The organism is Thermonema sp. (assembly GCF_026003375.1).
GTDB lineage: Bacteria > Bacteroidota > Bacteroidia > Cytophagales > Thermonemataceae > Thermonema > Thermonema rossianum.
This window is the reverse complement of the sequence record NZ_BPHD01000001.1, coordinates 893,068-918,881: the sequence shown is the minus strand read 5'-3', so window position 1 is coordinate 918,881 and position 25,814 is coordinate 893,068. Positions and strand designations below refer to the sequence as shown.

Genomic DNA, 25,814 nt, shown 5'->3' with positions numbered 1-25,814 from the left:
GGGTTTCGTGTAATATTTAGGTGTAAAAAGTCAAGCGGCTTTGTTTGTCTTAAGCTAAGAAAAAAACAGGGAGGCTTCGAAGAAACATCCCTGTTTTTATGCATTTTTTCTGCTAAAAGTATTTATAGTTGAAACTTTTGTGCATTCTCTTTCAACTTAATAGAAATGGTTTGTAAGCGATCCCCGGTTTTGGCTACCTCTTCCATTTGACGGTTGAGTTGCAAGCTGGCACGGGCTACCTCTTGGGTGCCTGCGGCTGTTTCTTCCGATACGACCACTATTTTTTCTATGTTGCGCACCACTACATGCAGGTCTTCTTCTTGCCGGCGGGTAGCCTCCACTATCTCGGCGGCAAGGCCAAGTGTTTCGCGGCTCGATTCATTGATTTGGCTAAAGGCATGTGAGGCTTCTTCCGTGGACTTTATCCCTGCCTTTACATTGTCGCGCATGCTTTCTATGGCTTCGGTGGCAGCCAGAGTATCTTTTTGCACTTTGCGTACGACGTCTTCTATGTCATCGGCTGACTGCTTGGACTGCTCGGCCAGCTTGCGTATTTCCTCTGCCACTACGGCGAATCCACGTCCTGCTTCGCCGGCACGCGCCGCTTCAATGGCCGCATTGAGCGCCAGCAGGTTGGTTTGAAAAGCGATATCGGTGATGACGCGCAGCGTCTTTGATATTTCTTCGGAGCGTTGGGTGAGTGTTTCTATGGTCATGGCCGTTTGGTCTGCCGAGGTGTTGATGGCTTCCATATTTTTGACCAAGGTATTGATGACGGCAATGCCTTGGTTGCAGTTTTCTTGCCCGGTTTGTGCTACCCGGTTGATGAGCTCTGCTTTGGCGCGCATCTGATTGGCAGAAGACAAGATGTTTTCTATAAGCTTAGAGACCTCATCGGTACGGCGCACTTGGTCTTCGGCACCTTCTGACATTTGTGTGATGGCGCCGGTGGTGGACTCCAGCTGTTGTTTCATGCGTGTGGCTTTGTCGAGCATGTCTATGGAAGAGCCCTCAATGACCAAAGTGTGCATTTGTATGTTTTTTATGAGGTCATATGTGTTGCGAATGGCGGCATTCAATGAGTCGGCCATTTCTGCCAACACACCTTTGGCATCGCCACTGTACTGTACGTTCAGCTTCCCTTCGGCTACTTGTTTGAGCACTTCTTTGATTTCGATTACCGGCCGGCTGATGCTGTCGAGCAGGTAGTTGATGTTGTTGGCTAATTCGAGCCATACGCCTTGCAGGCTTTCGGTTTGAAGCCGCTCGTTGAGTTTGCCTTCGTGACCGGCAAGACGCATCACGCGTCCTACCTCTGCCAATATATTGGAAAGGGTGCGTTGAAGGTTGAGGTTGGCTTGAGCCATTTTTTGCAGCTCGTCGTCCAGCTCGTCGAGGTTGAGCTCAAAGTTGACATTTAAGTTCCCTTGGCTGATGGCAGTCAGGAAGTTTTGGGTAGCCAGCAGAGCTTCTTGGAAGCCGGTGATGTCTTTGCCTATCTTGATGATTTTGGCCACTTCGCCTTTTTCATCGTACACAGGCGCATAGCTGGCATCAATCCACAGAACTTTGCCGTTTTTAGCTTGCCGCTTTACTTTTTTGGATATGGCACGCCCCGACTTTACCTGCTGCCACAGCTCCATAAAGGCTTTTTTCTCTTCCTCGAAGGGAATCAAATCGAAGTAGGAGGTGTGGCGCAGCTCTTCTATGGTATAGCCGGTGATGCGAAGAAACAGCGGGTTGGCATCTACGATTTTTCCATTCAAATCGAAAGTAACGAAAATACTGCTTTGGTTGATGGCATTCAGCTGTGATTGCATTTCGGACTGCGAGCGTTCCAGCTCTTTGTACAGCTCAGCCTCTTTCTCGCGCACAGCCGTAAGTTCCTCTATGTTTTGGCGCAGCTCTTCTTCTTGGGCTTGTAGTAGTTCTGCTTTTTCCTGGCTTTCTTGCAGCAGCCGCTTGATTTCAGCCTCTTGGCGGAAGCGGTCGGTTACATCGCGCGAAAAGACAGACACACCGATGATTTCTTTGTCCTGGTAAATGGGGTTGATGTGATACTCACGGTAGTGCTTGTTCCCCTCTACAATACTTTCCATGATGAACTGCAGGCGCTCGCCTTGCAGGGCACGGTCGTAGTAGTTTTTCCATTCGTCTTTATGTTCGCCCAAAAAGTCAAGTACACAAGTGCCTTCTTGCATGCCTTCGTAAGGGGTGCCTCTGTAGCGTTTTTTTATTGCATCATTCATCAAAATGACACGGTACTCCCTGTCTAATAGTGTAATAGAGTCATCGGTGCTGTTGAAGAGGGCTTCGAAGTGGGCACGCTGACGTGCCAACTCTTTCTCTTGCTCTTTGGCTTTGGCAAGGGCTTTCTTGAGCACTTCCTCCTTTTGCTTGAGCAAGTCGTTTTGTCTCTCCAGTTCCAGCTGCTTGCTTGCCAGCACTTCTTGTGTGGTCTTGAGTTCTTCTATGTTTTGCTGCAACTGCTCTTCGCGTTGCTGCAGCTCTTTGTTCTTTTCGCGCAGGGCACTGTTCATGCGCTCGCGTGCCGTAACATCCTGAAAGACGCCGCGCAGTTGTATTACCTTGCCTTGCTTGGTTTGAGAAGGGGAAAGCGTAGAACTCAGATACATGCTGTCGCCCCCTTGCCGTATGGCTTTGAAAGTGAGGGTGCTGGATTTCTTTTTTGATTTTTTGGCTATGGCATCCTCTATATGCTCCCGGAAGGCTTGGTGGTAGTCTGTGTGTACGAACTTATCCAGCCACTGTTGAAGGGGCAGCCGGTATCCTTGTTGTTCGCGTGCGTCGGTGCGCAGCATGTCGAAAACACCGTCGCTCAGCTGCATTTCTTGTTTTTCCGTATCGAAAAACCAGGTAGCCATTTTGGCAACCTTGAAGGCTGCCCGCATATCTTCGCGCAGCTTCAATAAGCTTTCTTCAAGCTGTTTGCGCTCTTGGGCATCACGGATATGAAAAATATAGCTGCCTTGGCTTTCCAGATAGGAACCGCGCAGGATTACGCTGTGAAGTGTGTTGCCAAGGTGCAGGTCATACTCCATACCGGTGCGTAGTGGGGCTTGAAATTTCTGGTAGAAGTCGGCAATGGAACTGTAATTGCCCCCCAGCAATTGTAAGAATTGTTCGGCGCTAATATTTTTCCCTTGTAAAAAATCATCTATTGTAGCATTTTTAAAAACAAGCTTTCCTTCTTGATCGAAGACAAGAATTCCTTCCAACGAATTCTCTGCAATGAGTTGCCATAAGCTGCAATCGGCTTGTTCGCCTGCAGGCGGCGTGTTGTTTTTCCGTTTGGAAGGAATCAAGCGGTCACGTTTAATTTCTTTTCCTGATGCCATAACCGGTGGGGTTTAAATGTTCTTTTTGTTGGTTTTCAAATGGATAGGGTAGCTTTAGTATTTGATTTTTTCGGAAAATATTTTTTTGATTTTTTCTACTTTGGGTTTTACCACAAAGGTGCAATAAGGTTGTGCCGCATTGTTGTTGTAGTAGTTTTGGTGATAGTCTTCTGCAGGGTAAAAGGTAGTAAAAGGTTTGAGCTCTGTCACGATTGGGTCATTGAATATTTTGCTTTCTTCCAACCTTTGTATGAAATGCTCCGCTATTTTCTTTTGCTCTTCGTTGTGATACAGAATAATGGATCGATACTGAGTGCCTACGTCAGCGCCTTGACGGTTAAGTGTGGTGGGGTCGTGGGCTGTGAAAAACACTTCCAGCAATTCCTGATAAGAAATCTGCCGGGGGTCGTAATATATCTGACACACTTCGGCATGACCGGTAGTGCCGCTGCATACCTCCTTGTAAGTGGGGTTGGGCTTGTGTCCGCCTGCATAGCCCGATACCACTTTTTCGACACCTTTGATGCGCTGAAAGACAGCTTCTATACACCAAAAGCATCCACCACCAAAGGTGGCTATTTCCAAATGTGTGTTTTCCCGGCTCATAGTTGAAGTGTTTTGTTTTTGTGCAGGGGTTTGCCCGCAGGCAGCCCCTATAATCAAAGATAAAAAATAAAGTAGAATCGGTTTTTTGTTGAAAGGCATCATTTCTTGGCTTTTTTATTCAAAACAGCCTGCCGGAAACAAAAGTTTGCCGGCTAAGCATAGCCTTCGTAATTTTAGCGGCTGTCTAAAAGAGAATACTTATGCCTGTTTTTGACTATGCTATAGCCGCCTTGACCTTGGGTTTTATTGCTTATTTTTTCCTTAGTTTTTCGCCTGCTGTGCTTGAGCGTTGGCGTGCAAGAGGCGAAAGGGCATATGCCTATTATTTGGTGTTGTATCAGCGCTATATGGGCGTGCTGTGTTTGGGGGTGCTGCCGGCAGCAGGCTTGTGGTTTCTGAACAAGAGCCCGCTGGACTATGGTTTTCAATCGGGCATGACAGCCTATGACTTCATGTGGATTGGCGGCACTGCCTTGCTTATTTTGCCCATCAATTACTTCAATGCTCGCAAGCTCGATAATTTGGCTATGTACCCTCAAATCAGACTCAAAGAGTGGAGTTTGGCGGTCGTGTTGCATAATGCCATGAGCTGGGCTGCTTACCTGCTTGCTTATGAGTGGCTGTTTCGCGGGCTTTTCTTGATGAGTGCTGCCGCAGTATTGCCCATGTGGACGGCCATTTTGCTTACCACTTCTTTGTATGCCATCGCTCATATTCCCAAAGGACTCAAAGAAACGGTGGGGGCAATGCCCCTGGGCGTGCTCTTGGGCTACCTTACGTTGCAAACACACACCCTGTGGATTGCCTGGGGCATACATGTGGTGCTGGCATTAAGTAACTCTTATCTGTCTTTGTATTATCAGCCGGACATGCGCCTTAAACGGTGAAAGTGCACCGCTTGGCGAAAAACGTTTTGAGGGCATCAGTTGCCCTTCTGTTTTTCTTTTTGTATCATAAATGAAAAAATGAGTTTAATAAGAGCTCTTGTCAAGCCTGCATTTTACACTTGGGGTCTCGCTTTTTTGTTGTGTGCTTGCGCAAAAAAGAGGACAACGCCTTTGCCGGCGCTTGATTTGCAGTGTGTGGCGCCACCCATGGACCTGCAAGGCATAGAAGCTTGTTTTGCTGAAGATATTCCATGCGATACGCACCGGCTGACTACTTTCGACATTTTTCTGCCCGAAAGCAACGCCCCCACAGCATGCGTTGTGTATATACACGGTGGTGGGTTTTCGTCGGGCGATAAAAGCTGGATTTATGAAAGTGAAGAGCTGCGTGAAGATGTACGTGCATTTTTGAGGGCGGGGGTAGCCGTGGCTACCATCAACTACCGTTTACTCGAGTCGAATGAAAAAGAAGGAGTGCGCAAATGCTTAAATGATGCCAAGCGTGCTCTGCAGTTCATGCGTTATCACCACCGGGCTTTGAACTTAGACAAAGAAAAGTTCGTGCTTTGTGGCAGCTCGGCAGGTGGGGGCATTGCTCTTTGGCTGGCAACAAACGACGATTTGCAAGAAGTCAACCATCCTGATCCTGTTTTGCGCGAGAGTAGCCGTGTAAAGGCCGCTGCTTTGTATGCTACCCAAGCAAGTTATGACATTGAAGGGCGTTGGATACATGAAGTGTTTGCCGACTTTAATTTCTCTATGACAGATTTGACCATGCTTTTGGGGACTTCCAAACTTTTTCAAGTGTATGGCGTAGGCTCGTGGGAAGAGTACCAATCAACGGAAACCGCTTTGTATCGCACACAAGTTGACATGCTTGCTTTTTTGTCTGCCGATGACCCGCCCTTGTGGATTTACAGCACGGGCACGCCCAATGGACCGCCGGCGAATCAAAGTGCCTTGTATCATCATCCGTTTCATGCCCGTGAAATAAAGAAGTATGCCGATGCGGCAGGAGTTAAAAACATCTGCCGTTATGGTACGCCGCTTCTATACAGCGATGCTGATTTTCAAGACTATGTATCATTTTTATTGGCTTCTTTGAATGAGTAACCAAGGGCAGGTGCAAAAAAATGACGAACTTTCTGCCATCTTTTTAAATTGAAAGGCAAAAAAAATCAAGCGCTAAATTTTATTGATTGACCATGAGTAAAAAAATCATGCTTACCGGAGCCACCGGTTTTATTGGCGAACGTCTGACACGCCGCCTGTTGCAACAAGGCATGGAAGTGCGGGCGCTATGCCGGAATCCCAAAAAAGCACGTATGTTATTGCCACCGGAGGTTTCCATTGTTGAAGGCGACTTGGATGCCCCCGCTGCCCTGCAAAAAGCCATGGATGGCTGCGAGGAAGTGTATCATTTGGCCGCTTATGCCAAAGTATGGGATAAGGACCCGCAGGCTTTTTATCGTGTGAATGTGGAAGGGGCAGAGCGTGTGCTGCAAACGGCTTTGGCCTGTGGCGTGCGGCGTGTGGTGTTTACTTCCACTGCAGGTGTGTTGGGACCGTCGCCCGATGGCAAAGCCGTGGATGAATCGCAAAAGCCTGTGGTGTTATCTACTGAATATGAGCGTACCAAAGCAGAAGCCGAGCGCATCGCACAGCGTTATTTGGACAAAGGTTTGGAGATTGTCATCGTAAACCCAACGCGTGTTTTTGGACCGGGGCAACTGAACGACAGCAACGCCGTCACCAAGTTGATTGCTCTTTACAGCAAAGGCAAGTTCCGTTTTTATCCCGGCAGTGGGCATCAGTCGGGCAATTATGTTTATGTGGAAGACGTGGTGCAAGGGCATTTGCTTGCCATGGAAAAAGGGCGCATCGGCGAGCGTTACATATTGGGCGGGCACAATGTGTCTTACCGTGAGTTCTTCGACAAGGTGGCAGAAGTGTTGGGCAAGCGCTATCGTATGTTTCCCTTGCCTCTGTCTTTGATGATGGGCATTGCACGCTTTGAGCAGTGGAAAGCCGATACCTGGGGGCGCCCCCCCTTGATAACCCCGCCTTTCGTGCGGAAATACCACTACGATTGGCGGGTAAGCATAGAGAAAGCGCGTCGTGAGCTGGGCTATGAAGTAACGCCCTTGGAAACAGCCATAGCCGAAACGCTCCGTTGGCTACAAGCGGCCGTTTGAGGCAAGGGCTATTTTTTGCGTATGAGATAAATGCCGTCCCGTATAGGAAGAAGTACCTTCTCCACACGCGGATCGCAACTTACATATTCGTTGAACTCCATGATGCTGCGGGTGGCCGGATCTTTGGCTTGTGAGGCATCCACCACCTTGCCACTCCACAACACATTATCGGCAAGCAGGAAGCCACCCGGACGCATCTTGGGGAGTAAAAGGTCATAGTAAAGACGGTAATTTTTTTTGTCGGCATCTATAAAAGCCAAATCGATGGATCCGGGCAGTGTGGGAATAATATCAGCGGCATGCCCGATAAGCATTTGTATGCGGTCTTGCATACCGGCTTTTTGAAAAAAAGATTCGGCAAAACCTTTGAGTTCCTCATTGACATCAATGGTGATGAGCCGGCCGTTCTCTGCCAGTCCTTCGGCAAGGCACAGCGCCGAATAACCGGTGTAAGTGCCAATTTCTACTATCAATTGAGGTTTTATCATGTGCGAAATCAGGCTTAACAGGCGCCCTTGCAGGTGTCCTGAAAGCATACGTGGCTTAAGCACTTTTAGGTGTGTTTGCCGGTTGAGGTCATAGAGCACTTCCGGCTCGGCAGAGCTATGCCTTTCTGCATACTCTTGAATGGCTTTTGGTATGAAATCCATTGTGAATACTTGTTTTGCTTTTAATTTCTTGGAAAAGTGGAAAGATTTTTGTATATATTATGGAGTGTCGACTATCAAAATATTTTCAGAATCATGATTTACGTAGGAACCAAAGAAGAAAACTCCACTTTTATTGCTTTCATCTCCAAAAACAAAAAGCGACTGCAAGAAAAAGGCTTGAAATTCATCCGCAAATTCAACACGGAGCAGCAAGCCATTATGTGGGTAAATGAAAACTTCTTCGTTAATGAGAAACGGTATTTGTAAACTGTTCAATGTCTTTCTCTTGCAGTAAGAAACGTTTCCTGACTTCCGGGGAAGGAATCATACAGCTGTCTTTTTTGCCAAACCATCTATAGCGGTTGCGTGCAATGAGTTTGTAAACCACATCGCGCAGGGGTGCAGGAATCAGGCGCAAGATGCCCAGTGCTTTCCACCGGCCGCCCAGTCCTTCGCCTATGCGCAAGGCAGCTGTTGAGTGGGAATATATCTTGTCGTTGCTTAGCAATACCAAACTATCCAGGTAATCGTCCGGCAGGTGATAAGCCTTGAGCAGCTGTTTGCCCAATGCTTCCTGCAAGGGCACAAACAAATACCGCTTTTTTTTGTCATGGCGTATGATGAAATTGACACTGCTATTGCAAAAGTTGCATACGCCATCGAAAAGCACCAGCCGTTTGTCCGCTTGCCATAAGATACGCAGTTGTTCTTTTATCTGAGCAGGTGAATCCATCCTCTATAGGTTTTTTCAGAGTTTTGGGGGTCCACGCGCAAGAAGCGCACCTTGGCACTGTAGTAATACACGCCGGAAGGCAGCTCATTGCCGCCGTCGCTGTTGCCATCCGGATTATAGCGGCCGTCCCAGTTGATAGCCGGGTCGGAAGGAGAGTAGAAAACGCGTTTTCCCCAGCGGTTGACCACCTCAAATTCTATACTTTCCACAAACAACAGGGGCTCGAGGGGCGTGAACACATCGTTAATGCCGTCGCCATTGGGCGTGAATACATTGGGCAGCTGAAACTGAATACAGTTATCTATACATACTTCATTGCTGAAATCGCTTTCATTGCCTGATTGGTCAACGGCTGTCACCACGTAGCAGCCGGCCAGAGAGCTGAGCCCCCCATGGGTGAAGGTAAACTGTGTGCCGTTTACCTCGGCTATGGGCGTGCCATAATCGGCATCGATGGTTGGTTTATAGTAAATGCGGAAAGCCGAAATATTGGAAGGCTCATATTCGCAGCCGTTGAAGGTTTCACCACAGGTGCCGCTGCCGTTGTTGCCATTGTCGAGTGTCCATTGCAGTTGATTGCTGAAGGGAGGACCGGCAGAAAAGTCAAAGGTTTCACAATCTATGTTTTGAATAGTGAGCACAGGCGGGCAGGGCGGTATTTGGTCGTCGGGTTGCCCGTTGTTTACCTGCGAGCGATTCTGCAGGGGAACACTCAATGAGGGATATTCATTGGTGATATCGTCGTTGTAATAAGAACCGCGCGTAAGCACATAATAAAAATAGGTCGTGTTGTCTTGTCCGGCATCGGTATCGGTATAAATGCCATATTCCGTAACGGTAGGCATAAACTGCGCCAGCAGGCTAAAACTACCGCTTGTGTTCAGGCTGCGAAAAATATCATGGTTTTGCAAGGCATTGCTCCATGGGGTATTGTAGTCCCAGCGCAAGTCGATACAGTTGCTTTTGGGGGTTAAACGAAGCCACACGGTAGAAGCCACATCCGATGAATCGACGAACACGGCGCTGTTTGCATCGGTGGCATTGCCGAAAAAAGCGATGCGGTAATGATAACTTTTTTCGGCTGTGTTTAGCCCGTTGTCAGTAAAAGAGATAATATTACGGTCAGCCGGATTGACATTGTACAGGCTGAATACCGGCGTGTCTGTACTACCATCCAAGCCCTCGCCCCGGTAAACCACATAGCCAAAGGGGGCAGGAGGTGTACCGTTGGGAAACTGAAACGGCTGAATGAAGTTTACTTCTATACTGCCGTTGGTGGCATCTGTATTGAGCACATCTACTTTGGTAAACAAAGGTACATCAATGGCTAAGGCTACACACACTTCATCGGAAGCATAGCTTTCACCGCCGGCCGGTGGCGGAAAGACCGCAGAAATACGGTAGCTGTAGCGGCGTCCTATCTTCACGCTTTTATCGGTGTAAGAAGTGGCGGTAGGAGGCAGCTCGGCAATAGCCACATAACCTTGCCCATCGGGCGCACCGGTGTCGCAGTTCATGGGGTTGCCCGTAGAGCAACCGTCTTTACGCCATACAATGAGCTTTTGTGCTTTAGCAGCACACACATAGGGGTCCCATGTAAGGGTAATTTCATCGTTGGCATTGTCCACATTGGCTTGAAGGTTCACAGGCTTGGGACCTACCACTTTTATGTTCCATACTTTGATGTCCACAAGTGGGTCGCCTAAGCTGGGGGGCGGGTTGTCTTGAGCTTTGAACACTATTTGATAGGGTTGTGCGCGGATATGGTCGCAGGAAGGTGCCCACTGAAAGGTGCTACCATCGAAGGAGGCTTGTGGTGTGGGAAAGTTGCTGTCGAATACCTGTCCCGTAGCCGTGATTTGCACACTGTGGCCGTCGGGGTCGGTGGCTGTGATGGTCTCGTTGAGGGTTTCTTGTGTGGCAGCCACGCACGCATCCCCGGGGACTTGTAATAACGGGCGGCGGTTCTGTGTTTCGGTGACCACAATTTGCATGTCACGCACCACATAGCCCAAAAACACATAGCTGACCTGTCCTTGAGAGTTGACTACCTTACGCCATTCTTCAACCTTAATGGCAATATTGACACAAGAGCCGTTGGCAAGGCCGCCGGGTGCATCCCATGTGACGGTGCCGGTTACAGGGTCTATGCCGTAAAAAGGCGTGCCGCCCGATTCGGAAATAGCGCTTAAGTAATTATCCAGAGAGACGTAGTTTGCCACTTCTGTATCGAAGTCTTTTTTGGGAGTGACCAGCTTGAATGAAAGGCTGTCACCGTCGGGGTCATAGGCTGCGGGGTTGTGCAGGAATTTTTGTCCTAAGGCAGCCTGATCTACCGGAGGAGCCAGCAAGACGGGGCTGCTGTTAAGCCCCACAAATGGTTGAATAACCAGTTCGGACTCAACAAACAAATCGGTTTCCAAGGGATTGCTCATATTGACGGTACAGCCGTTGCGGAACTGCTCGCGGTAACCCAAGCGGTAGGTGCCTGCACCGGGGAAGGTATAAGTAAACACGTAGCGTACACGGGTGATGAGCGGTGCCACCTGCACTTCATCCAAGAGTGGGGCCGTCAGCGACACCCCCCCGGGCTGTATTACCAAAGTGGCTTCGGGGTCGGCGGGTACCCCGCGCGTGTCTCTATATACAATCAGGGTGATGCGGTAGGTGAGTGAGTTAGGGTCCAGTTGTGAGGCAGTGATTTGGCCCGCACGCAGGTGGGTGGCATGCAAGGTGCCCAAAGCCCCAAGCAATACAAGCCCTGTGAGAAGAAGATGGCGAAAGATGGTATGCTGCTGTTTCATAGTCGATAGTTAATACGCTGCCCAATGGAAGGGTAAAACCAAAACAAAACAAATTTACAATATGTTGCCATATTCGGAAACGAAAAAGGAGTTTGTTTAGATACATTCAAAATAAAACCATGCTTTTGCTTTCTATCGGGCAGTAGTGTAAATTTGGAGCGAACAATTAAAACAACTTTCCTAAACGGTTCATTTATACTTTAAAAAAGCTAAACAAAAAAAAACTATGAGTTGGATAGCTGAAACGCTCACGAGTTCGGTGGGGCGCAAAGTAATCATGGCGCTTACCGGCTTTTTTTTGATTCTCTTCATCATTGTGCACCTGTCGGGTAACCTGCAGCTGCTTTTGAACGATGGCGGAGAGCAGTTCAACAAGTACGCACACTTCATGGGGCACAACCCTCTGATTCAAACAGTTTCCATTCTGAACTTCACCTTCATTCTTCTGCACGTGATTACATCCATCATCTTGACGCGTCGCAACAGCGAGGCGCGCCCGGTGAAGTACCATGTGTCGCGCATGCAGAACAGCAGTACTTGGGCTTCGCGCAATATGGGCTTTCTGGGCTCTATTATTTTCATCTTCCTGGTAGTGCATCTCGCCAACTTCTGGTTCAAAATGAAGTTTGGTGGGGTACCCATGGTGGAATATGACGGAGTGCAGTATAAGGATCTGTTCACTGTAGTGAAAGAAGCCTTCCAACAAGAGTGGATAGTTATTGTTTACGTGGTGGCAATGGTAGCTTTGGGCTATCACCTCTCTCACGGTTTTATGAGCGCTTTCCGTACTTTCGGTTTGCATCACCGTAAGTACAACGGTTTTATCAAAGGACTGGGTATTGCTTTCTCTATTGCCGTAGCCATCGGCTATGCCATCATCCCTGTTATCATCTATTTCAGATACTAAGCAAACGATTAAAACAAGCAGACTATGAGCACTGTAGCAACTGATATAAAACTGGACGCTAAGATCCCCGAAGGACCCTTAGCCGAAAAATGGGAAAAACACAAGTTCAACATTAAGCTGGTAAACCCTGCCAATAAACGTAAATACGATATCATTGTAGTGGGTACAGGGCTTGCCGGTGCTTCGGCTGCCGCCACATTGGCAGAGCTGGGCTACAATGTAAAGGCATTCTGTTTTCAAGACAGCCCGCGCCGTGCTCACAGTATTGCGGCACAAGGGGGTATCAACGCCGCCAAGAACTACCAAGGCGACGGCGACAGCATCTTCCGTTTGTTCTATGATACCATCAAAGGGGGTGACTATCGTTCCCGCGAAGCCAACGTGTATCGCTTGGCGCAAGTAAGTGTTAATATCATAGACCAAGCCGTGGCACAAGGTGTGCCCTTCGCCCGTGAATATGGCGGCTTGCTTGCCAACCGCTCATTTGGTGGTGCACAGGTGTCCCGTACTTTCTACGCCAAAGGGCAAACCGGGCAACAGCTGCTGTTGGGTGCCTATTCTGCCTTGATGCGTCAGGTAGCTGCCGGCAAGGTGCAGCTCTTCCCCCGCACCGAGCTGCTGGATGTGGTGTTGGTCGATGGAAAGGCCCGCGGTATCGTTACCCGTAACCTGATTACCGGTAAGATAGAGTCTCACTCGGCACATGCCGTGGTGCTGGCAACCGGTGGATACGGCAACGTCTTCTATTTGTCAACCAACGCCATGGGGTCTAATGGTTCGGCTGCATGGCGTGCCTATAAGAAAGGGGCTTTGTTTGCAAACCCCTGCTTCACTCAGATTCACCCCACCTGTATTCCTGTGTCGGGGCACTACCAGTCGAAACTGACCCTCATGTCCGAATCGTTGCGTAACGACGGACGGGTATGGGTGCCCAAAACAGTAGAAGACGCCGAAAAAATTCGCCGGGGTGAACTGAATCCCAACGATCTGCCCGAAGACCGCCGCGATTATTATCTCGAGCGCAAATATCCTTCGTTTGGTAACTTGGTACCGCGTGATGTGGCTTCGCGCAACGCCAAATATGTGTGCGATGAAGGGCGTGGTGTTGGTTCTACCGGTTTGGCTGTATTCCTCGACTTCCGCGATGCCATCAAGCGCGACGGCAGAGCAGTGATTGAAGCCAAGTACGGCAACCTTTTCGACATGTACATGCGCATTACCGGGGAAAACCCCTACGAAGTGCCCATGAAGATTTACCCGGCCGTGCACTACACCATGGGCGGCTTGTGGGTAGATTACAACCTGATGACCACCATTCCCGGCTTGTATGCCATAGGTGAATGTAACTTCTCTGACCACGGTGCCAACCGATTGGGAGCCAGCGCTTTGATGCAAGGCTTGGCAGACGGTTACTTCATCTTGCCCTACACTATTGGCGACTATTTGGCACGCATGCCTTACGACAAAGTGCCGACTACTCATCCTGCTTTCAAGGATGCCGAGCGTGAGGTGGAAAACCGCATCAAGAAGCTGTTGAGCATCAACGGTAAGCGCACGGTAGATGAGTTCCACCGCGAGTTGGGCAAAATCATGTGGGATTACTGCGGCATGTCGCGTAATGCCGAAGGCTTGACCAAAGCCCGTGAAATGGTAGTGAAGCTGCGCGAAGAGTTCTGGTCTGACCTCAAGATGGTAGGCGTGAACGAAGAGTTCAACCAAACCCTGGAAAAAGCCTTGCGCGTGGCTGACTTCTTCGAATTGGCAGAGCTTATGATTATCGACGCCCTGCATCGCAATGAATCTTGTGGCGGTCACTTCCGTGAAGAATATCAAACGCCCGACGGCGAAGCCTTGCGTAACGACGAAGAGTATGCCTACGTGGCGGCATGGCAGTATACCGGTGACGGCAACGAGCCCGTCTTGCACAAAGAACCGCTGGTGTTCGAAAACGTGAAGCTAACCCAAAGAAGTTACAAATAACAAACCCCCAAGAGCTATGAAACTGACTCTCAAAATATGGCGTCAAAAAGATGCAAACGATAAAGGGCGTTTCGTTACCTATCAGGTGGACGACGTGTCGCCCGATATGTCTTTCCTCGAAATGCTGGATGTGCTCAATGAAAGCTTGATTCATAAAGGCGAGGACCCGGTAGCTTTCGACCACGATTGCCGCGAGGGTATATGTGGTATGTGCAGCCTCTTCATCAACGGTAAGCCGCACGGGCCTGAGCAAACCACCACCTGCCAGCTGCACATGCGTAGCTTCAAAGATGGCGATACCATTGTGATTGAGCCTTGGCGTGCCAAGCCCTTCCCTGTGGTAAAAGACCTGGTGGTGGACCGCAGCGCTTTTGACCGCATCATTCAAGCAGGTGGTTACATTTCTGTAAACACAGGTTCGGCACAAGATGCCAACAACATTCCTATTCCGAAAGACAAAGCCAGCGAGGCTTTCGACGCCGCTACCTGCATCGGTTGTGGTGCTTGTGTGGCAGCTTGTAAGAACGCCTCGGCTATGTTGTTTGTGGCTGCCAAAGTATCTCACTTGGCATTGTTGCCGCAAGGGGACCCCGAGCGGGCCATCCGGGTATCGAAAATGGTAGCCCAAATGGATGCCGAAGGCTTCGGAGCCTGCACCAACACCGGCGCGTGCGAAGCAGAGTGCCCCAAAGGCATTTCGGTGAAAAATATTGCGCGTCTGAACCGCGAATTCCTGCGTGCCAAGTTTATTGAAGAGGTGGACAAGCCTCTCGAAGAGCTGGCAGAAGGAGAATAAAAAAGTTGCAAACCATAAAATGGCGGCTTGTCTTCGGGCAAGCCGCTTTTCTTTTTTTAAGAAGGTGAAAAGGGCACTTTTGTGCTGTTGATAAAAAAATAAAAAGACAAAATGGCAGTTTTTATGCCTTTTTATAAGCGGGTATAATCTTTGAAGTTGTTTATTTACAAAAGGCAGGGTTTTCTTTAACTATTGGCTGCCTTTTGTTTACTTAAAAATAAAATACCAAAAAGGAGGAACAGGATATGGAATTTATCGATTACTATAAAGTGTTGGGGGTAGATAAAAACGCATCAGCCGACGAAATTAAAAAAGCGTACCGGAAACTGGCGCGCAAGTACCACCCGGACGTAAACCCCGACAATCCGGAGGCAGAAGCCAAGTTTAAGCAAATCAATGAAGCTTACGAAGTACTTAGTGACCCCGAAAAACGTAAAAAATACGATCAATTTGGGGCACAGTGGAAGCATGCAGACCAGTTCAATCAGCAATATGGCGGACAGGGCGGATACTACACCTATACCAATTTTGGAGACTCGGACTTTGGCGAATATTCCGACTTTTCAGACTTCTTTAAGACCATTTTCGGTGATATGTTCACGGGAGGCGGTGGGCGCCGCCGCACGCGCATGTCTATGAAAGGCGAGGATGTGCAGGCAACGGTTTCGTTGCCGCTGAGCGAAACACTAAGCACGCACAAACGCGTCATAGAGTTCAACGGAAAGAAATTGCGCATTACTGTCCCTGCCGGTATTAAAGACGGGCAGACCATCCGTATTAAGGGACAAGGCGGAGCGGGGGTGAATGGAGGTCCCAATGGTGACCTTTACATTACCTTCCATATTATACCGGATCCTCGTTTCCGCATAGAGGGCGAAGACCTGCACATGACGCATGAAGTGGATTTGTACACCTTGATTCTGGGCGGTGAAACCGAAATAGATACCCTTTACGGGCGTGTGCGGGCTAAAATAAAACCTGAGACACAAAACAACACCAAAATTAGATTGAAGGGCAAAGGATTGCCCAAATACAAACAAGAGGAGCAGAAAGGCGACCTTTATGTGACTTTACAGGCTCGATTGCCGCAGGGGTTGAGCGAGGAAGAAAAGGAGCTGTTCCGTCGATTGGCTGAGTTAAGAAAACAAAAAGCATAAACCTATGGCACGTATTCATATTCAACGCATTATAGAATATTATGAAGTGCCCGCTTCTGTGTGGGACGAGTTGGTTGATTTTGGCTTGATACCATTGGTACATACCGAAGAAGGCGATTTTGTAGAAGAGGATATGTTGGGGCATGTGGAACGGGTGTTGCGCTTGGCTTTAGATTTGGGCGTCAACAAAGAAGGTATTGAAATTATTTGCCGCATGCGGGAGGAGCTGAGCCGTGCCCGCCGCGAGCTGCTAAGCATGCGTTATCATGCCCGCTTGCCCCAAGACAACAACGGACGCCCCATGACTCATATGAATTAGCCGGTAAATGTGTTTTATGTAAAATGAAAAGAGGCTTCCCCATTCAACAGGGAAGCCTCTTTTCATTTTGTGCTCGCGGGGGGATTCGAACCCCCACGCCCTAACGGGCACCACCCCCTCAAGATGGCGTGTCTACCAATTCCACCACACGAGCTTTCTTTGGTAGCCTTTTGCGATGGCAAAGGTATAATGATTTTGCTAATCGTGCAAGCAGTTTTGATAATTTTTTAAACCAAAAGAGGCACCCGCAGGTGCCTCTTTCCGGATATGTAAGTGCTTAGTATCTGAGTACCATGGCTATGCGGTCATATTTGTCCAGCGTGCCGTCCGGCACAAAAATTACTTGCCCGCCAAACTGCAATACTGTTTCCACTATGTCATCTATCAGGTCGTCGATAACGCCCGGTGCTTTGGGGTCCACATCGAAAAACAGTTGGTTGTTTTCTATTTTGGCAGCTTGTTGGTAACTTTCTTCCACAAACAGCAAGCGCCCGCGCCCTTCTTGAGCGGTGCGATACACTTCATTGATGCCGGCAGCCGCTAACTTGTCTTTGAAGGCTTTTTCCAGTTCGCCAAGCATTTCCTGACGACGCTCTTTTAAAAACTGCTCTACGATGGCTTGGGCTTTGGGAGCTATTTCATGGGCTTTGGCATCGTCATAATTGCCTTCCACGCTGCCAATAATAAGCTGTGGATGATCGGCTACTTCTTTGTAATAGCCTATATTTTTGGCATCGCCTAAAAGTACCAAATGCCCGCTTTTGTTTTCTTTGTAGATTTCCCAGAACAGTTTATCGGCACGATTGAAGAATTCCTTGATTTTGTTTTCTACTTCATGTGCGTTGCCGCTATCAATTATTTTCTTCTCATTAAACTCGGGCTCCATCGGGAAACCGCCTTCGGTTACTTCTTGCAAATGGGTGCCTATACCTGCAAAGAGGCGCACTTTGGTTTTGCTTAGCACCATGGCATAATAGTAATCGGTTTTGTGCAGCGCACGCAGGATGTCGCGTATTTCAAAAGAGCCATCTACCACCGTGCGGGCTTCCGGGCTTACGGGCAGTCGTAGATACTCGCTTACCGAAGGGCTTACAAACAAAGCCAAGCCCTCAGTGTTGTATTGATGGTCAATTTGAGCTGCCAAGGCTTCCAGCTTATTGTAAAGCGCTTCTGCTTCTTTTTTATCCATCTCTTTTAAAAGACGCTCTTTCACCTCCTTCATGAGGTCTTTGAGCAAAACAGGGTCTTGAGCGTTGTCGGGGTGTGTGCGGTGCGTGGGCATGGTAATGGTTACACAAGGGAACTCACGCACTTGCGTTAATTCTTTCAACAACTTGGTGACTCGTTTGTTACTTACAGCAGTCATAGTAATTCCTCCTTTTTTAGTTGAACATGTTTTGTTTAAGATACCATCTGCCTTATACTACTTCAAAAAGTGTGCACAGGCGAACGGCTGTGTTATCTTGTCATTAAGCAAAAGGTTTTTTTGTCAAAATTTCAGTTTTGCTTTGGCAATAATGACAAATTTTCGTACCTTGCATAATATACAACTGCAATTTTCGATTTATATCTTCATTTCACCATTGACCAATATCATCTGCAAGTATTTTTACCCCATTTTCAATTTAATATTTATTCAATTATCATCATCAATTATTTGTTTTATGAGTCAATTCACTCCGGTTGCTTTTGCACGCAACCAAGCCAACGGATTCAGTACGGAGCTTCGCAAACGGGTGAAGCAGTACTTTCAGGAGAATCAACTGCCTAAGCAAGGTAGCTGGCCTGTGCATTTTAAAGCCATTCTCTGGCTTTCTGCCTATTTGGTTCCCTATTTCTTGATTCTTACCGTGGATATGCCTTTGTGGACAGCATGGCTATTGACCGTAGTCATGGGGATTTCCATGGCGGCTGTCGGTCTCAATACGATGCATGATGCCAATCATCAAACCTTTGCCAAAAGCAATCGCCTTAATAAGTGGGCGGGGGCAACACTTGCTCTTTTTGGGGGGAGTCCACTCAATTGGCGCATTCAGCACAATATTTTACACCACACCTTTACCAATATTCCTCATAAAGACGAGGATATATCAGTAGGGGGGCTGTTTAAGTTTACGCCTTCGGAAAAAACACGCTGGTTTCATCGCTATCAACATTTATATGCTCCTTTCTTCTATGCTTTGATGACCTTGGCATGGACTGTGCATAAGGACTTCCGCCAATTGGTAAATTACCATCGCATGGGTTTGCTGCACAGGCAGCGCACCACTTTTGCCAAAGAGCTGGTGAACAATATCTTGATTAAGCTCTTTTACTATGGCTACATGGTGGTACTTCCCCTGTGGGTGCTGGATATGGCGTGGTGGCAATGGTTGATTGGTTACTTGACCATGCATTTCGTAGCCGGTCTGTTGCTGGCACTGATATTTCAATCGGCACATGTAGTGGAAGAAACCGACAAGCCAATGCCTACCGAAGGACAGATAGAAGAAGAGTGGATGGTGCATCAGCTGCGCACGACTGCCAATTTTGCAACGAGAAGCCGCTTTTGGAACTGGTTCTCCGGTGGCTTGAATTATCAAGTAGAACACCATTTGTTCCCTAATATCAGTCATGTGCATTATCCGCGCCTGGCAAAGATAGTAAAGCAATGTGCACAAGAGTTTGGGGTGCCCTATCACGAAGCGCCTACATTTGCGCGTGCTGTCAGCTCTCACTTCCGCACTTTGAAGCAGTTGGGCAGAAGTTGAGCCTAAGGTTCAGGATATAAAAAAAGGGCTGTTCCCCGCGCGGAGAACGGCCCTTTTTTTGTACTTGTGGCTACGAATTTTTTCGCACCAACTCCACGGGGTTATCGGTGCTGAGCAGTAGTTGCAACACGTTCACTGCATGTTCTACTTCTTCGCGGGTGGTGTACCGGCTGAAAGAGAAGCGGATAGCCCCACGTTCGGCGGGATGCTTGATGGCAGCCAGCACATGAGAGCCCTTCACGGCACCGCTGGAGCAGGCACTACCGCCCGAAGCGGAGATGCCCTGCAGGTCTAAATGAAACAGCAACATGTCGTTGTGCGGGGAAGGGGGAAGCGAAATGCTCAATACCGTGTAAAGGCTGTTGTCGGTGTTGGCGCTGGTACCATTGAACGAGACGCCCGGAATCTTGGCGCGCAGCAGTTCTATCATGTGCTGCTTGACGCTTCGGATATGCCGGGCATGTGCCTGCATGTGCTCCTGTGCCAGCTCCATGGCTTTGCCTAAGGCTACAATGCCCGCCACGTTTTCCGTCCCACCGCGCATGTTGCGCTCTTGTGCACCGCCGGTAATGAGCGGGTGCACTTTAGATTTTTTGCGCATATACATGAAACCGATGCCCTTAGGCGCATGAAATTTGTGGCCGGAGCCTGCAAGGTAGTCTATTGGTATTTTAGACACATCGATGGGGTAATGTGCCATGGTCTGCACGGTATCGCAATGATAAAAGGCGCCGTAATGCTTGCATATGTCGGCAATCTCTTCAATGGGGTTCAGGGTGCCTATTTCATTGTTGCCATGCATGAGCGATACCAGTGCCTTAGGGTGCTTCTCTAAGAGTTGTTTTAACTCATGCAGCGAGATACGCCCCTGTTCGTCTACCTGCAGCAGATGCATTTTTACTACTCCTTGCGCTGCCAAGTCTTCTACGGTATGCAGCACGGCATGATGTTCGGTAGGAGAAGTAATAACGTGCTGCAAACCGTGGGTGCGCACGGCACTGCGGATGGCGCAGTTATCGGCTTCGGTGCCGCCGGAGGTGAATATGATTTCGGCAGGCGAAGCGCCCAGATATCCGGCTATTTGTTTGCGCACACGCTCGATGGCCGCCCGGGCTTGCCGCCCGTGCCAATGGGTAGAGGAGGGGTTGCCGAAGGTGTCCCGCAGAAAAGGCAACATGGCATCTATTACCTCGGGAGCAACAGGGGTGGTGGCTGCGTTATCTAAATAAATACGTTTCATGGAGTTCTTTCGTTTTTCTATTCTCTGCTGATTTGCCGGAGTTCCTTGATGTCTGCCATGAATTTTTCCACAAGATTCTCCGCAATGCTTTGTGTGGGTGCCTCCGCGTAAATACGTATGATAGGCTCGGTATTGGAACGGCGCAGATGCACCCAGGCATCGTCGAAGTGTATTTTCAGCCCATCGATGGTGCTGTGTGGTTGGCGGGCATACTTTTCTTGCAGTGCCTGCAATACAGATTCCGGATGCAAATCTTCACTTAATTCTATTTTGTTCTTTATCATGAAGAAATTGGGGTATTGTGCCCGCAAGGCAGATGCCTTTTTTCCTGATTTTGCCAAGTAAGACAAAAACAGCGCTATGCCCACCAGGGCGTCACGCCCGTAATGCAGTTTGGGATAGATGACGCCGCCGTTGCCTTCGCCGCCAATGGTGGCACCTGTTTCCTTCATTTTGGCAACAACATTTACCTCGCCCACAGCCGAGGCATAATAGGGCAGCTGTTTGCGTGCGCAAACAACTTTTAATGCCTGTGTGGAAGAAAGGTTCGATACTGCCGGACCGGGCTCGTGCTGCAGCACATAGTCGGCAACAGCCACAAGTGTGTATTCTTCACCAAAGGGGCTGCCGTCTTCGCAAAAGAGCGCCAACCGGTCCACATCGGGGTCAACGGCAATGCCTATGTCGTAATTTCCTTTGGCAAGGGTGTGGCTCAATTCACTCAAGTGCTCGGGAAGCGGCTCCGGGTTGTGGGGGAAGTGCCCGGTAGGTTCGCCGTACAACACTTTGATTTCTTTTACACCCAAGGCTTCCAGAAGGCGCGGCACGGCAATGCCACCCACTGAATGCACGGCATCAACAACGACACGGAAGCCGGCTGCGCGGATAGCCGCCACGTCCACCAAATCAAGTGCTTTGATGGCTTCTATGTGGTACTCTAAAGCCTGCTCATAGGTGCTGTAGCTCCCCAATTGATGCACTTCGGCATAATGAAAATCACCGCTGTTGGCTTTTTGAAGAACGGCTTCGCCGGTGGCTGCGTCTATGAATTCGCCTTCTGCGTTCAACAGCTTAAGGGCATTCCACTGAATGGGATTATGACTGGCCGTGAGGATGATCCCCCCTTGGGCTTTGAGGTGAGGTACTGCCATGGCTACGGTGGGCGTGGTAGCCAGCCCCAAATCGACGACATCGAGGCCCAGGGCCTGCAAGGTACCGGTTACCAGCCGGCTCAACATATCGCCCGACAGGCGGGCATCGCGCCCAATTACTACTTTGGGGTGCCGGTTGCTTTCGCGAAGAAAGCTGCCGTATGCCGAAACAAAACGAATAATGTCAGGAGGGGTCAGATTATCTACAGGCCGGCCGCCAATGGTTCCTCTAATTCCGGATATAGATGCTATTAAGGTCATAATTTACAGCTAATTTGAGAATAACACCGCAAATTACAAAAATAGGCGCTTGTGCCCAAGCAAGGAGATTGCAAGAAGGGGAAGTTTTTCAGACGGATACGTTATGGGGGATAACTTCACAAGGGCGGAGGAGGTGCCGAAAGTTTATAATGTTTATTCTGTGATAAGGAATGCAGGTTACTACTGTATAGTGCATTATAGAGTTGATGAGTCAGCATGTTCTAAATGCTATATGCACAACTTCATTCAAAGACAGCTGTGAGGCACAGGGGGAACTACCGGAAGCTCAGAAGAAAGTCAAGAAACGTTAGACGCCTCGTTCGACTAAATATCTTTCTGATGCTATTGAGTGCATAAATAATCCGAAAGCGACTACCAAATTTACTCCTGTAGGATAGGAGAGCAACAAGAGCAGGTCTGCTCTGTAAAAGGGAAATAGCTACGCTAACGACAAGTGGCACATTGCTGTAACCTATAAAAATAAAGAAAAAGCAGTTCTTTTGTCCAGGAGCTAAAGTTTCAGGTAACATCAAAAACTCATAAACGAGACATCGGCAGCAATAACTACTTTGAGGGGATGATTGGCCAGAAACTGCAAAGATGCAACGGGCAGGCACTGCCTGATGCCCAGTTAATCCATCACTGAGGCACTGCAAGACGCCGAAATAGGAAAAGGACCTTACCGGGCTGCAGAAGGATAAGAAGGCTAAAAAAATAGAGACTATAAGTGAATAGAAGATATAGAAAAATAGAGCTCTCTGGCCAGCGAGAACGAGGAGCAATGTACCCCATAGGCACATTGTGCTATAGCAGTAGCCATCGTAGATCATAGATGAGACGAATTGTATGGTAAAAGCAGTTCCTTGGAAAGCACTTGGCATGAATAAAGGCGGGTAACTGATGCTCTTCAAACATGAGTTGTCAGTTAGCAATCTTTTTAGACTCAATTATTGAATTAAAAACCGGCGAATTACAGAAGAGTAAACACCGATAGAAAACAATAATGGCGTCTTTAAACAAAACGTATGACCGTCAAAAACTGCTGGGGCAAGTATATACCCCGCGTTTTGTGGTGGAGAAGATTTTGAACGAAACGGGCTATGACGGTTCCCACATATTGGGAAAAAGCATCTTGGACCCTGCCTGTGGTGACGGTCGCTTTTTGGAAGTGGTCATTGAGCGCATCATCCGCTATTCGCCTGCGGAACAGCTGGAAAAAAACCTTGAATGTGTACACGGCTGGGACATAGACCCGCAGGCAGTACAAGACTGTCTTGCCCGCTTGGATGCGCTGGTTCGTCCTTTGGGCGTGAAGCCACGGTGGAATATAAAAGTATGTGATGCATTACGCGAAGGCCGGCACCGGAAAGCCAAACCTTTTGATTTTATTGTGGGCAATCCGCCTTATATACGCATTCAGCACCTGCACGAAGAAGACCGCCGTTTCATACAACAGCACTATGCCTTTTGCCGTAGCGGCTCAACCGATATTTACATAGCCTTCTTTGAACTGTGTTACCATCTGTTGGACGACGGGGGCGTTTGCGGACTCATTACGCCCAACTCTTTTTTGAGCAGCGAAACTGCCCGTATCATGCGCAACTACTTTCTGGAATACGGCCTTTTGCGCAAACTCACCAATTACGGCAGCATACAACTATTTGACAACGCTACTACTTACAGTGCCATTACTATTTTTGGCAGGAAGCGGCAAGACCATTTTATTTTTGAACAGGCAAAGACCGCCCGCTCTTTTGAACAGCGAAAAGTAAGCTGTGAAGAGCTGAAAGAGAAGCCCTTTTGGCAGTTGAGCGTGCGGGTTGCGGTCCACGGCATGAACGAAGGGGTACGCCTGGGCGACATCTGCCATATTCATGTGGGTATTACCACCTTATGCGACAAAGCTTATATTTTTCAACTTGAACCCATAGAGGGCGAGCCGGATTATGTGATTGCCCATACGCACTACCGCGGAAAGGTGAAAATGGAAAAAGCCATTCTTAAGCCCATTATCAAAGCATCGAAATTGAAAGATTCCCACGAGCCGGTGCGCGAATTTGTTCTGTTTCCTTATGAAAAAATCAACGGGAAGCATCAAATCATTGCCGAGGAACGGCTGAAGCGCGCCTACCCCTTGGCATATGATTATTTATTGAGCGTGAAGGAATGGCTGGACAAAAGGGACAATGGCAAGCCCAACCCGGTGGCGTGGTATGCTTTCGGCAGAAGCCAAGGGCTGGATACAAGCTTCGGTAAGAAGATATTGTTTTCGCCCATGAACAAGGTGCCCCGCTTTATATTAGTGGAAAACGAAGATACTACTTTTTATTCAGGCTACTGCATCAAGTATGCCGGCAATTACGATTTCTTGTTGCGCGAGTTGAATTCCCGGCGCATGGCTGATTTCATTGCAGTGTCAAGCCGTGATTTTCGGGGTGGCTGGAAAGCCTACAATAAAAAAGTATTACAAGAGTTTACTTTGAAGCTGCCGGAAGAGGAGCGACATTTGCTGGAGCAAAAGCAAAGAGAACGCCCCTCGCCTGCACAACAACCTTTGCCCTTTTAGGCAGGCAGGCTAATATTGCCCCGTGCGCAACATCACCAGGGTGCAGGCTTCGACCGTTTCAATGCCTTGTGCCTGTGCCCGCTCTGCCAAGGCAGGGTTTTCGGTGCCCGGGTTGAAAATGATGCGTTGGGGTTGCAAGTTCAGTAAAAAATCATACCATTCTTGTTGGCGCAGCGGGTTCACGTAAAGGGTGATGGTGTGGATGTCCCGGGGCTTGAGCATGGCTTCTGCTTCCGCTTTGGAGAGAATTTTCTGCCCAAACACTTCGCCTTTTTTGATGCCTACCGGCACAAAAGGGTGCCCATATTGCGGCAGCATGCTTGCCGCAATATAGGCATAACGGGAGGGATTGGGCGTGGCGCCTAATATGAGCGTTTTTTTATGCATGAGCGTATGGGTTTCCCTTTGTTACCAGCGAATGAGTGCCGAAGCCCAAGTGAAGCCGCTGCCAAAGGCAGCCAGGCAAACCAAGTGTCCGGGTTTTACCTTGCCGGCTTCCCATGCTTCCGTCAGGGCAATGGGAATGGAGGCGGCAGTAGTGTTGCCATACTTTTGTATGTTGTTAAACACTTGGTCATCGCGCAGATTCAAGGTTTTTTGCACATGCTGGGCAATGCGCAAGTTGGCTTGGTGAGGCACCAGCAGGTCAAGGTCTGCGGGCGTGTAACCGTTGGCTTCGAGCGCTTCAAGTATGACCTCCGGAAAGCGGGTAACGGCATGTTTGAATACGGCATTGCCTCGCATGAAGGGCAGGTGCTTGCCTTCTTCAATCATTTGTGGGGTGAGGCGTTGTTTTAGCACAGCCCCCGGGTGCTCCAGAAACAGATCCTCGGCAAAGTTGCCGTCTGAGTGCAGGTGGGTAGATAAGATGCGATGCGCCGGATCGTCGGTAGCTTCCACCACGGCGGCACCGGCACCATCGCCGAAAAGCACGGCTACGGCACGCCCCCGGTCGCTCAGTTCCATAATATTGGACTGTATTTCTGCACCTATGACCAGAATTTTTTTATACATGCCGCTGCGTATGTACTGATCGGCTACCGATAGTGCATAAATAAAACCGGAACACTGTGCCCGCACATCCAAGGCACCTATTTGGCGGAAGGGCAGCAGGCGTTGTAAAATAACCCCCGCACCGGGAAAGAAATAGTCGGGGCTAAGGGTAGCAAATACGATGAAGTCTATTTCTTCGGCAGTGATGCCGGCACGTTCCAAGGCTTGTGCGGCTGCGCGCGCCCCCATCTTGGCGGTGGTGTCTTTGCCTTCGGTAAAGAAACGGCGTTGCTCTATGCCGGTACGTTCCCGAATCCATTCGTCACTGGTGTCCATATACCGGGTAAGGTCATGATTGGTCACTACATTTTCCGGTACATAGAACCCCAATCCCGTAATTTTTGCGTAAGGCATGCGTTTGCTTTTTGGTTTGACATGGTGGGCAAAGTTACGAATGCCT

At 48.8% G+C, this 25,814-nt stretch carries 21 protein-coding genes and 1 tRNA gene; 11 read left to right on the top strand and 11 right to left on the bottom strand.

Annotated features, from left to right (window positions below; translation table 11 throughout):
* Positions 1–122: 122 nt before the first annotated feature.
* Entirely contained in the window at positions 123–3,359 is a 3,237-nt protein-coding gene (locus QVE43_RS03870; protein WP_288004434.1) for a methyl-accepting chemotaxis protein, read from the bottom strand.
* Between the two features lie 54 nt (positions 3,360–3,413).
* On the bottom strand, positions 3,414–4,067 hold the full coding sequence (msrA, locus tag QVE43_RS03865) for a peptide-methionine (S)-S-oxide reductase MsrA (RefSeq protein ID WP_084147238.1): 654 nt from the start codon (positions 4,065–4,067) through the stop codon (positions 3,414–3,416).
* Positions 4,068–4,165: 98 nt separating this feature from the next.
* Between msrA and QVE43_RS03860 the strand changes: the two genes are divergently transcribed.
* From QVE43_RS03860 to QVE43_RS03850, 3 genes are all read left to right on the top strand, one after another.
* Positions 4,166–4,852 (top strand): CPBP family intramembrane glutamic endopeptidase, encoded by a 687-nt coding sequence (locus QVE43_RS03860; protein WP_288004432.1) that lies wholly within the window; start codon positions 4,166–4,168, stop codon positions 4,850–4,852.
* Between the two features lie 171 nt (positions 4,853–5,023).
* Positions 5,024–5,965: an alpha/beta hydrolase gene (locus tag QVE43_RS03855; protein WP_288004430.1), complete on the top strand. Its 942-nt coding sequence runs from the start codon at positions 5,024–5,026 to the stop codon at positions 5,963–5,965.
* A 107-nt stretch (positions 5,966–6,072) separates the two neighbouring features.
* The gene (locus QVE43_RS03850; protein WP_288004428.1) at positions 6,073–7,047 is read left to right on the top strand and encodes an SDR family oxidoreductase; all 975 of its coding nucleotides are present in this window, start codon (positions 6,073–6,075) and stop codon (positions 7,045–7,047) included.
* An 8-nt stretch (positions 7,048–7,055) separates the two neighbouring features.
* On the opposite strand, the gene QVE43_RS03845 is transcribed toward QVE43_RS03850, so the two are convergent.
* On the bottom strand, positions 7,056–7,751 hold the full coding sequence (locus tag QVE43_RS03845) for an O-methyltransferase (RefSeq protein ID WP_288004816.1): 696 nt from the start codon (positions 7,749–7,751) through the stop codon (positions 7,056–7,058).
* 39 nt (positions 7,752–7,790) lie between these two features.
* Between QVE43_RS03845 and QVE43_RS03840 the strand changes: the two genes are divergently transcribed.
* Positions 7,791–7,964, top strand: a complete 174-nt coding sequence (locus QVE43_RS03840) for a hypothetical protein (protein WP_169737661.1) — start codon at positions 7,791–7,793, stop codon at positions 7,962–7,964.
* Here QVE43_RS03840 and QVE43_RS03835 read toward each other — a convergent pair.
* Positions 7,942–8,430 (bottom strand): thiol-disulfide oxidoreductase DCC family protein, encoded by a 489-nt coding sequence (locus tag QVE43_RS03835; RefSeq protein ID WP_051633405.1) that lies wholly within the window; start codon positions 8,428–8,430, stop codon positions 7,942–7,944. The two genes, QVE43_RS03840 and QVE43_RS03835, sit on opposite strands and share 23 nt — an antisense overlap.
* A complete protein-coding gene (locus tag QVE43_RS03830) occupies positions 8,409–11,234 on the bottom strand; it encodes a gliding motility-associated C-terminal domain-containing protein (RefSeq protein WP_288004424.1) in 2,826 nt (941 codons plus the stop codon). Before QVE43_RS03830 ends, QVE43_RS03835 begins: the two co-directional genes overlap by 22 nt.
* 226 nt (positions 11,235–11,460) lie before the next feature.
* Between QVE43_RS03830 and QVE43_RS03825 the strand changes: the two genes are divergently transcribed.
* The 5 genes from QVE43_RS03825 to QVE43_RS03805 all read left to right on the top strand — a co-directional run bounded on the left by QVE43_RS03825 (position 11,461) and on the right by QVE43_RS03805 (position 16,393).
* Entirely contained in the window at positions 11,461–12,141 is a 681-nt protein-coding gene (locus QVE43_RS03825; protein ID WP_038032899.1) for a succinate dehydrogenase cytochrome b subunit, read from the top strand.
* Positions 12,142–12,186: 45 nt separating this feature from the next.
* Entirely contained in the window at positions 12,187–14,121 is a 1,935-nt protein-coding gene (locus QVE43_RS03820; protein WP_288004814.1) for a fumarate reductase/succinate dehydrogenase flavoprotein subunit, read from the top strand.
* Positions 14,122–14,137: 16 nt separating this feature from the next.
* The gene (locus QVE43_RS03815; protein ID WP_288004422.1) at positions 14,138–14,917 is read left to right on the top strand and encodes a succinate dehydrogenase/fumarate reductase iron-sulfur subunit; all 780 of its coding nucleotides are present in this window, start codon (positions 14,138–14,140) and stop codon (positions 14,915–14,917) included.
* Between the two features lie 245 nt (positions 14,918–15,162).
* Positions 15,163–16,074: a DnaJ C-terminal domain-containing protein gene (locus QVE43_RS03810; RefSeq protein WP_288004420.1), complete on the top strand. Its 912-nt coding sequence runs from the start codon at positions 15,163–15,165 to the stop codon at positions 16,072–16,074.
* A 4-nt stretch (positions 16,075–16,078) separates the two neighbouring features.
* The gene (locus QVE43_RS03805; protein WP_288004418.1) at positions 16,079–16,393 is read left to right on the top strand and encodes a chaperone modulator CbpM; all 315 of its coding nucleotides are present in this window, start codon (positions 16,079–16,081) and stop codon (positions 16,391–16,393) included.
* Between the two features lie 70 nt (positions 16,394–16,463).
* Here the strand turns inward: QVE43_RS03805 and QVE43_RS03800 are convergent.
* Together QVE43_RS03800 and QVE43_RS03795 are read right to left on the bottom strand one after the other, a co-directional pair.
* A tRNA-Leu gene (locus QVE43_RS03800) sits at positions 16,464–16,547 on the bottom strand.
* A gap of 123 nt (positions 16,548–16,670) precedes the next feature.
* On the bottom strand, positions 16,671–17,759 hold the full coding sequence (locus QVE43_RS03795; protein ID WP_288004416.1) for a hypothetical protein: 1,089 nt from the start codon (positions 17,757–17,759) through the stop codon (positions 16,671–16,673).
* A gap of 298 nt (positions 17,760–18,057) precedes the next feature.
* Between QVE43_RS03795 and QVE43_RS03790 the strand changes: the two genes are divergently transcribed.
* Complete coding sequence (locus QVE43_RS03790; RefSeq protein ID WP_038032906.1) at positions 18,058–19,143, top strand: acyl-CoA desaturase; 1,086 nt, start codon at positions 18,058–18,060, stop codon at positions 19,141–19,143.
* 70 nt (positions 19,144–19,213) lie between these two features.
* On the opposite strand, the gene QVE43_RS03785 is transcribed toward QVE43_RS03790, so the two are convergent.
* A complete protein-coding gene (locus QVE43_RS03785) occupies positions 19,214–20,383 on the bottom strand; it encodes a cysteine desulfurase family protein (protein WP_288004414.1) in 1,170 nt (389 codons plus the stop codon).
* A gap of 17 nt (positions 20,384–20,400) precedes the next feature.
* Positions 20,401–21,795, bottom strand: coding sequence for a phosphoglucosamine mutase (glmM, locus tag QVE43_RS03780; RefSeq protein ID WP_038032908.1), 1,395 nt, complete (start codon positions 21,793–21,795; stop codon positions 20,401–20,403).
* 1,003 nt (positions 21,796–22,798) lie between these two features.
* Here glmM and QVE43_RS03775 point away from each other — a divergent pair.
* On the top strand, positions 22,799–24,361 hold the full coding sequence (locus QVE43_RS03775) for a class I SAM-dependent DNA methyltransferase (RefSeq protein WP_288004411.1): 1,563 nt from the start codon (positions 22,799–22,801) through the stop codon (positions 24,359–24,361).
* Positions 24,362–24,370: 9 nt separating this feature from the next.
* On the opposite strand, the gene QVE43_RS03770 is transcribed toward QVE43_RS03775, so the two are convergent.
* Positions 24,371–24,748 (bottom strand): CoA-binding protein, encoded by a 378-nt coding sequence (locus QVE43_RS03770; protein ID WP_288004409.1) that lies wholly within the window; start codon positions 24,746–24,748, stop codon positions 24,371–24,373.
* A 21-nt stretch (positions 24,749–24,769) separates the two neighbouring features.
* Positions 24,770–25,768, bottom strand: a complete 999-nt coding sequence (locus QVE43_RS03765) for a beta-ketoacyl-ACP synthase III (protein WP_038032912.1) — start codon at positions 25,766–25,768, stop codon at positions 24,770–24,772.
* Positions 25,769–25,814: the final 46 nt, after the last annotated feature.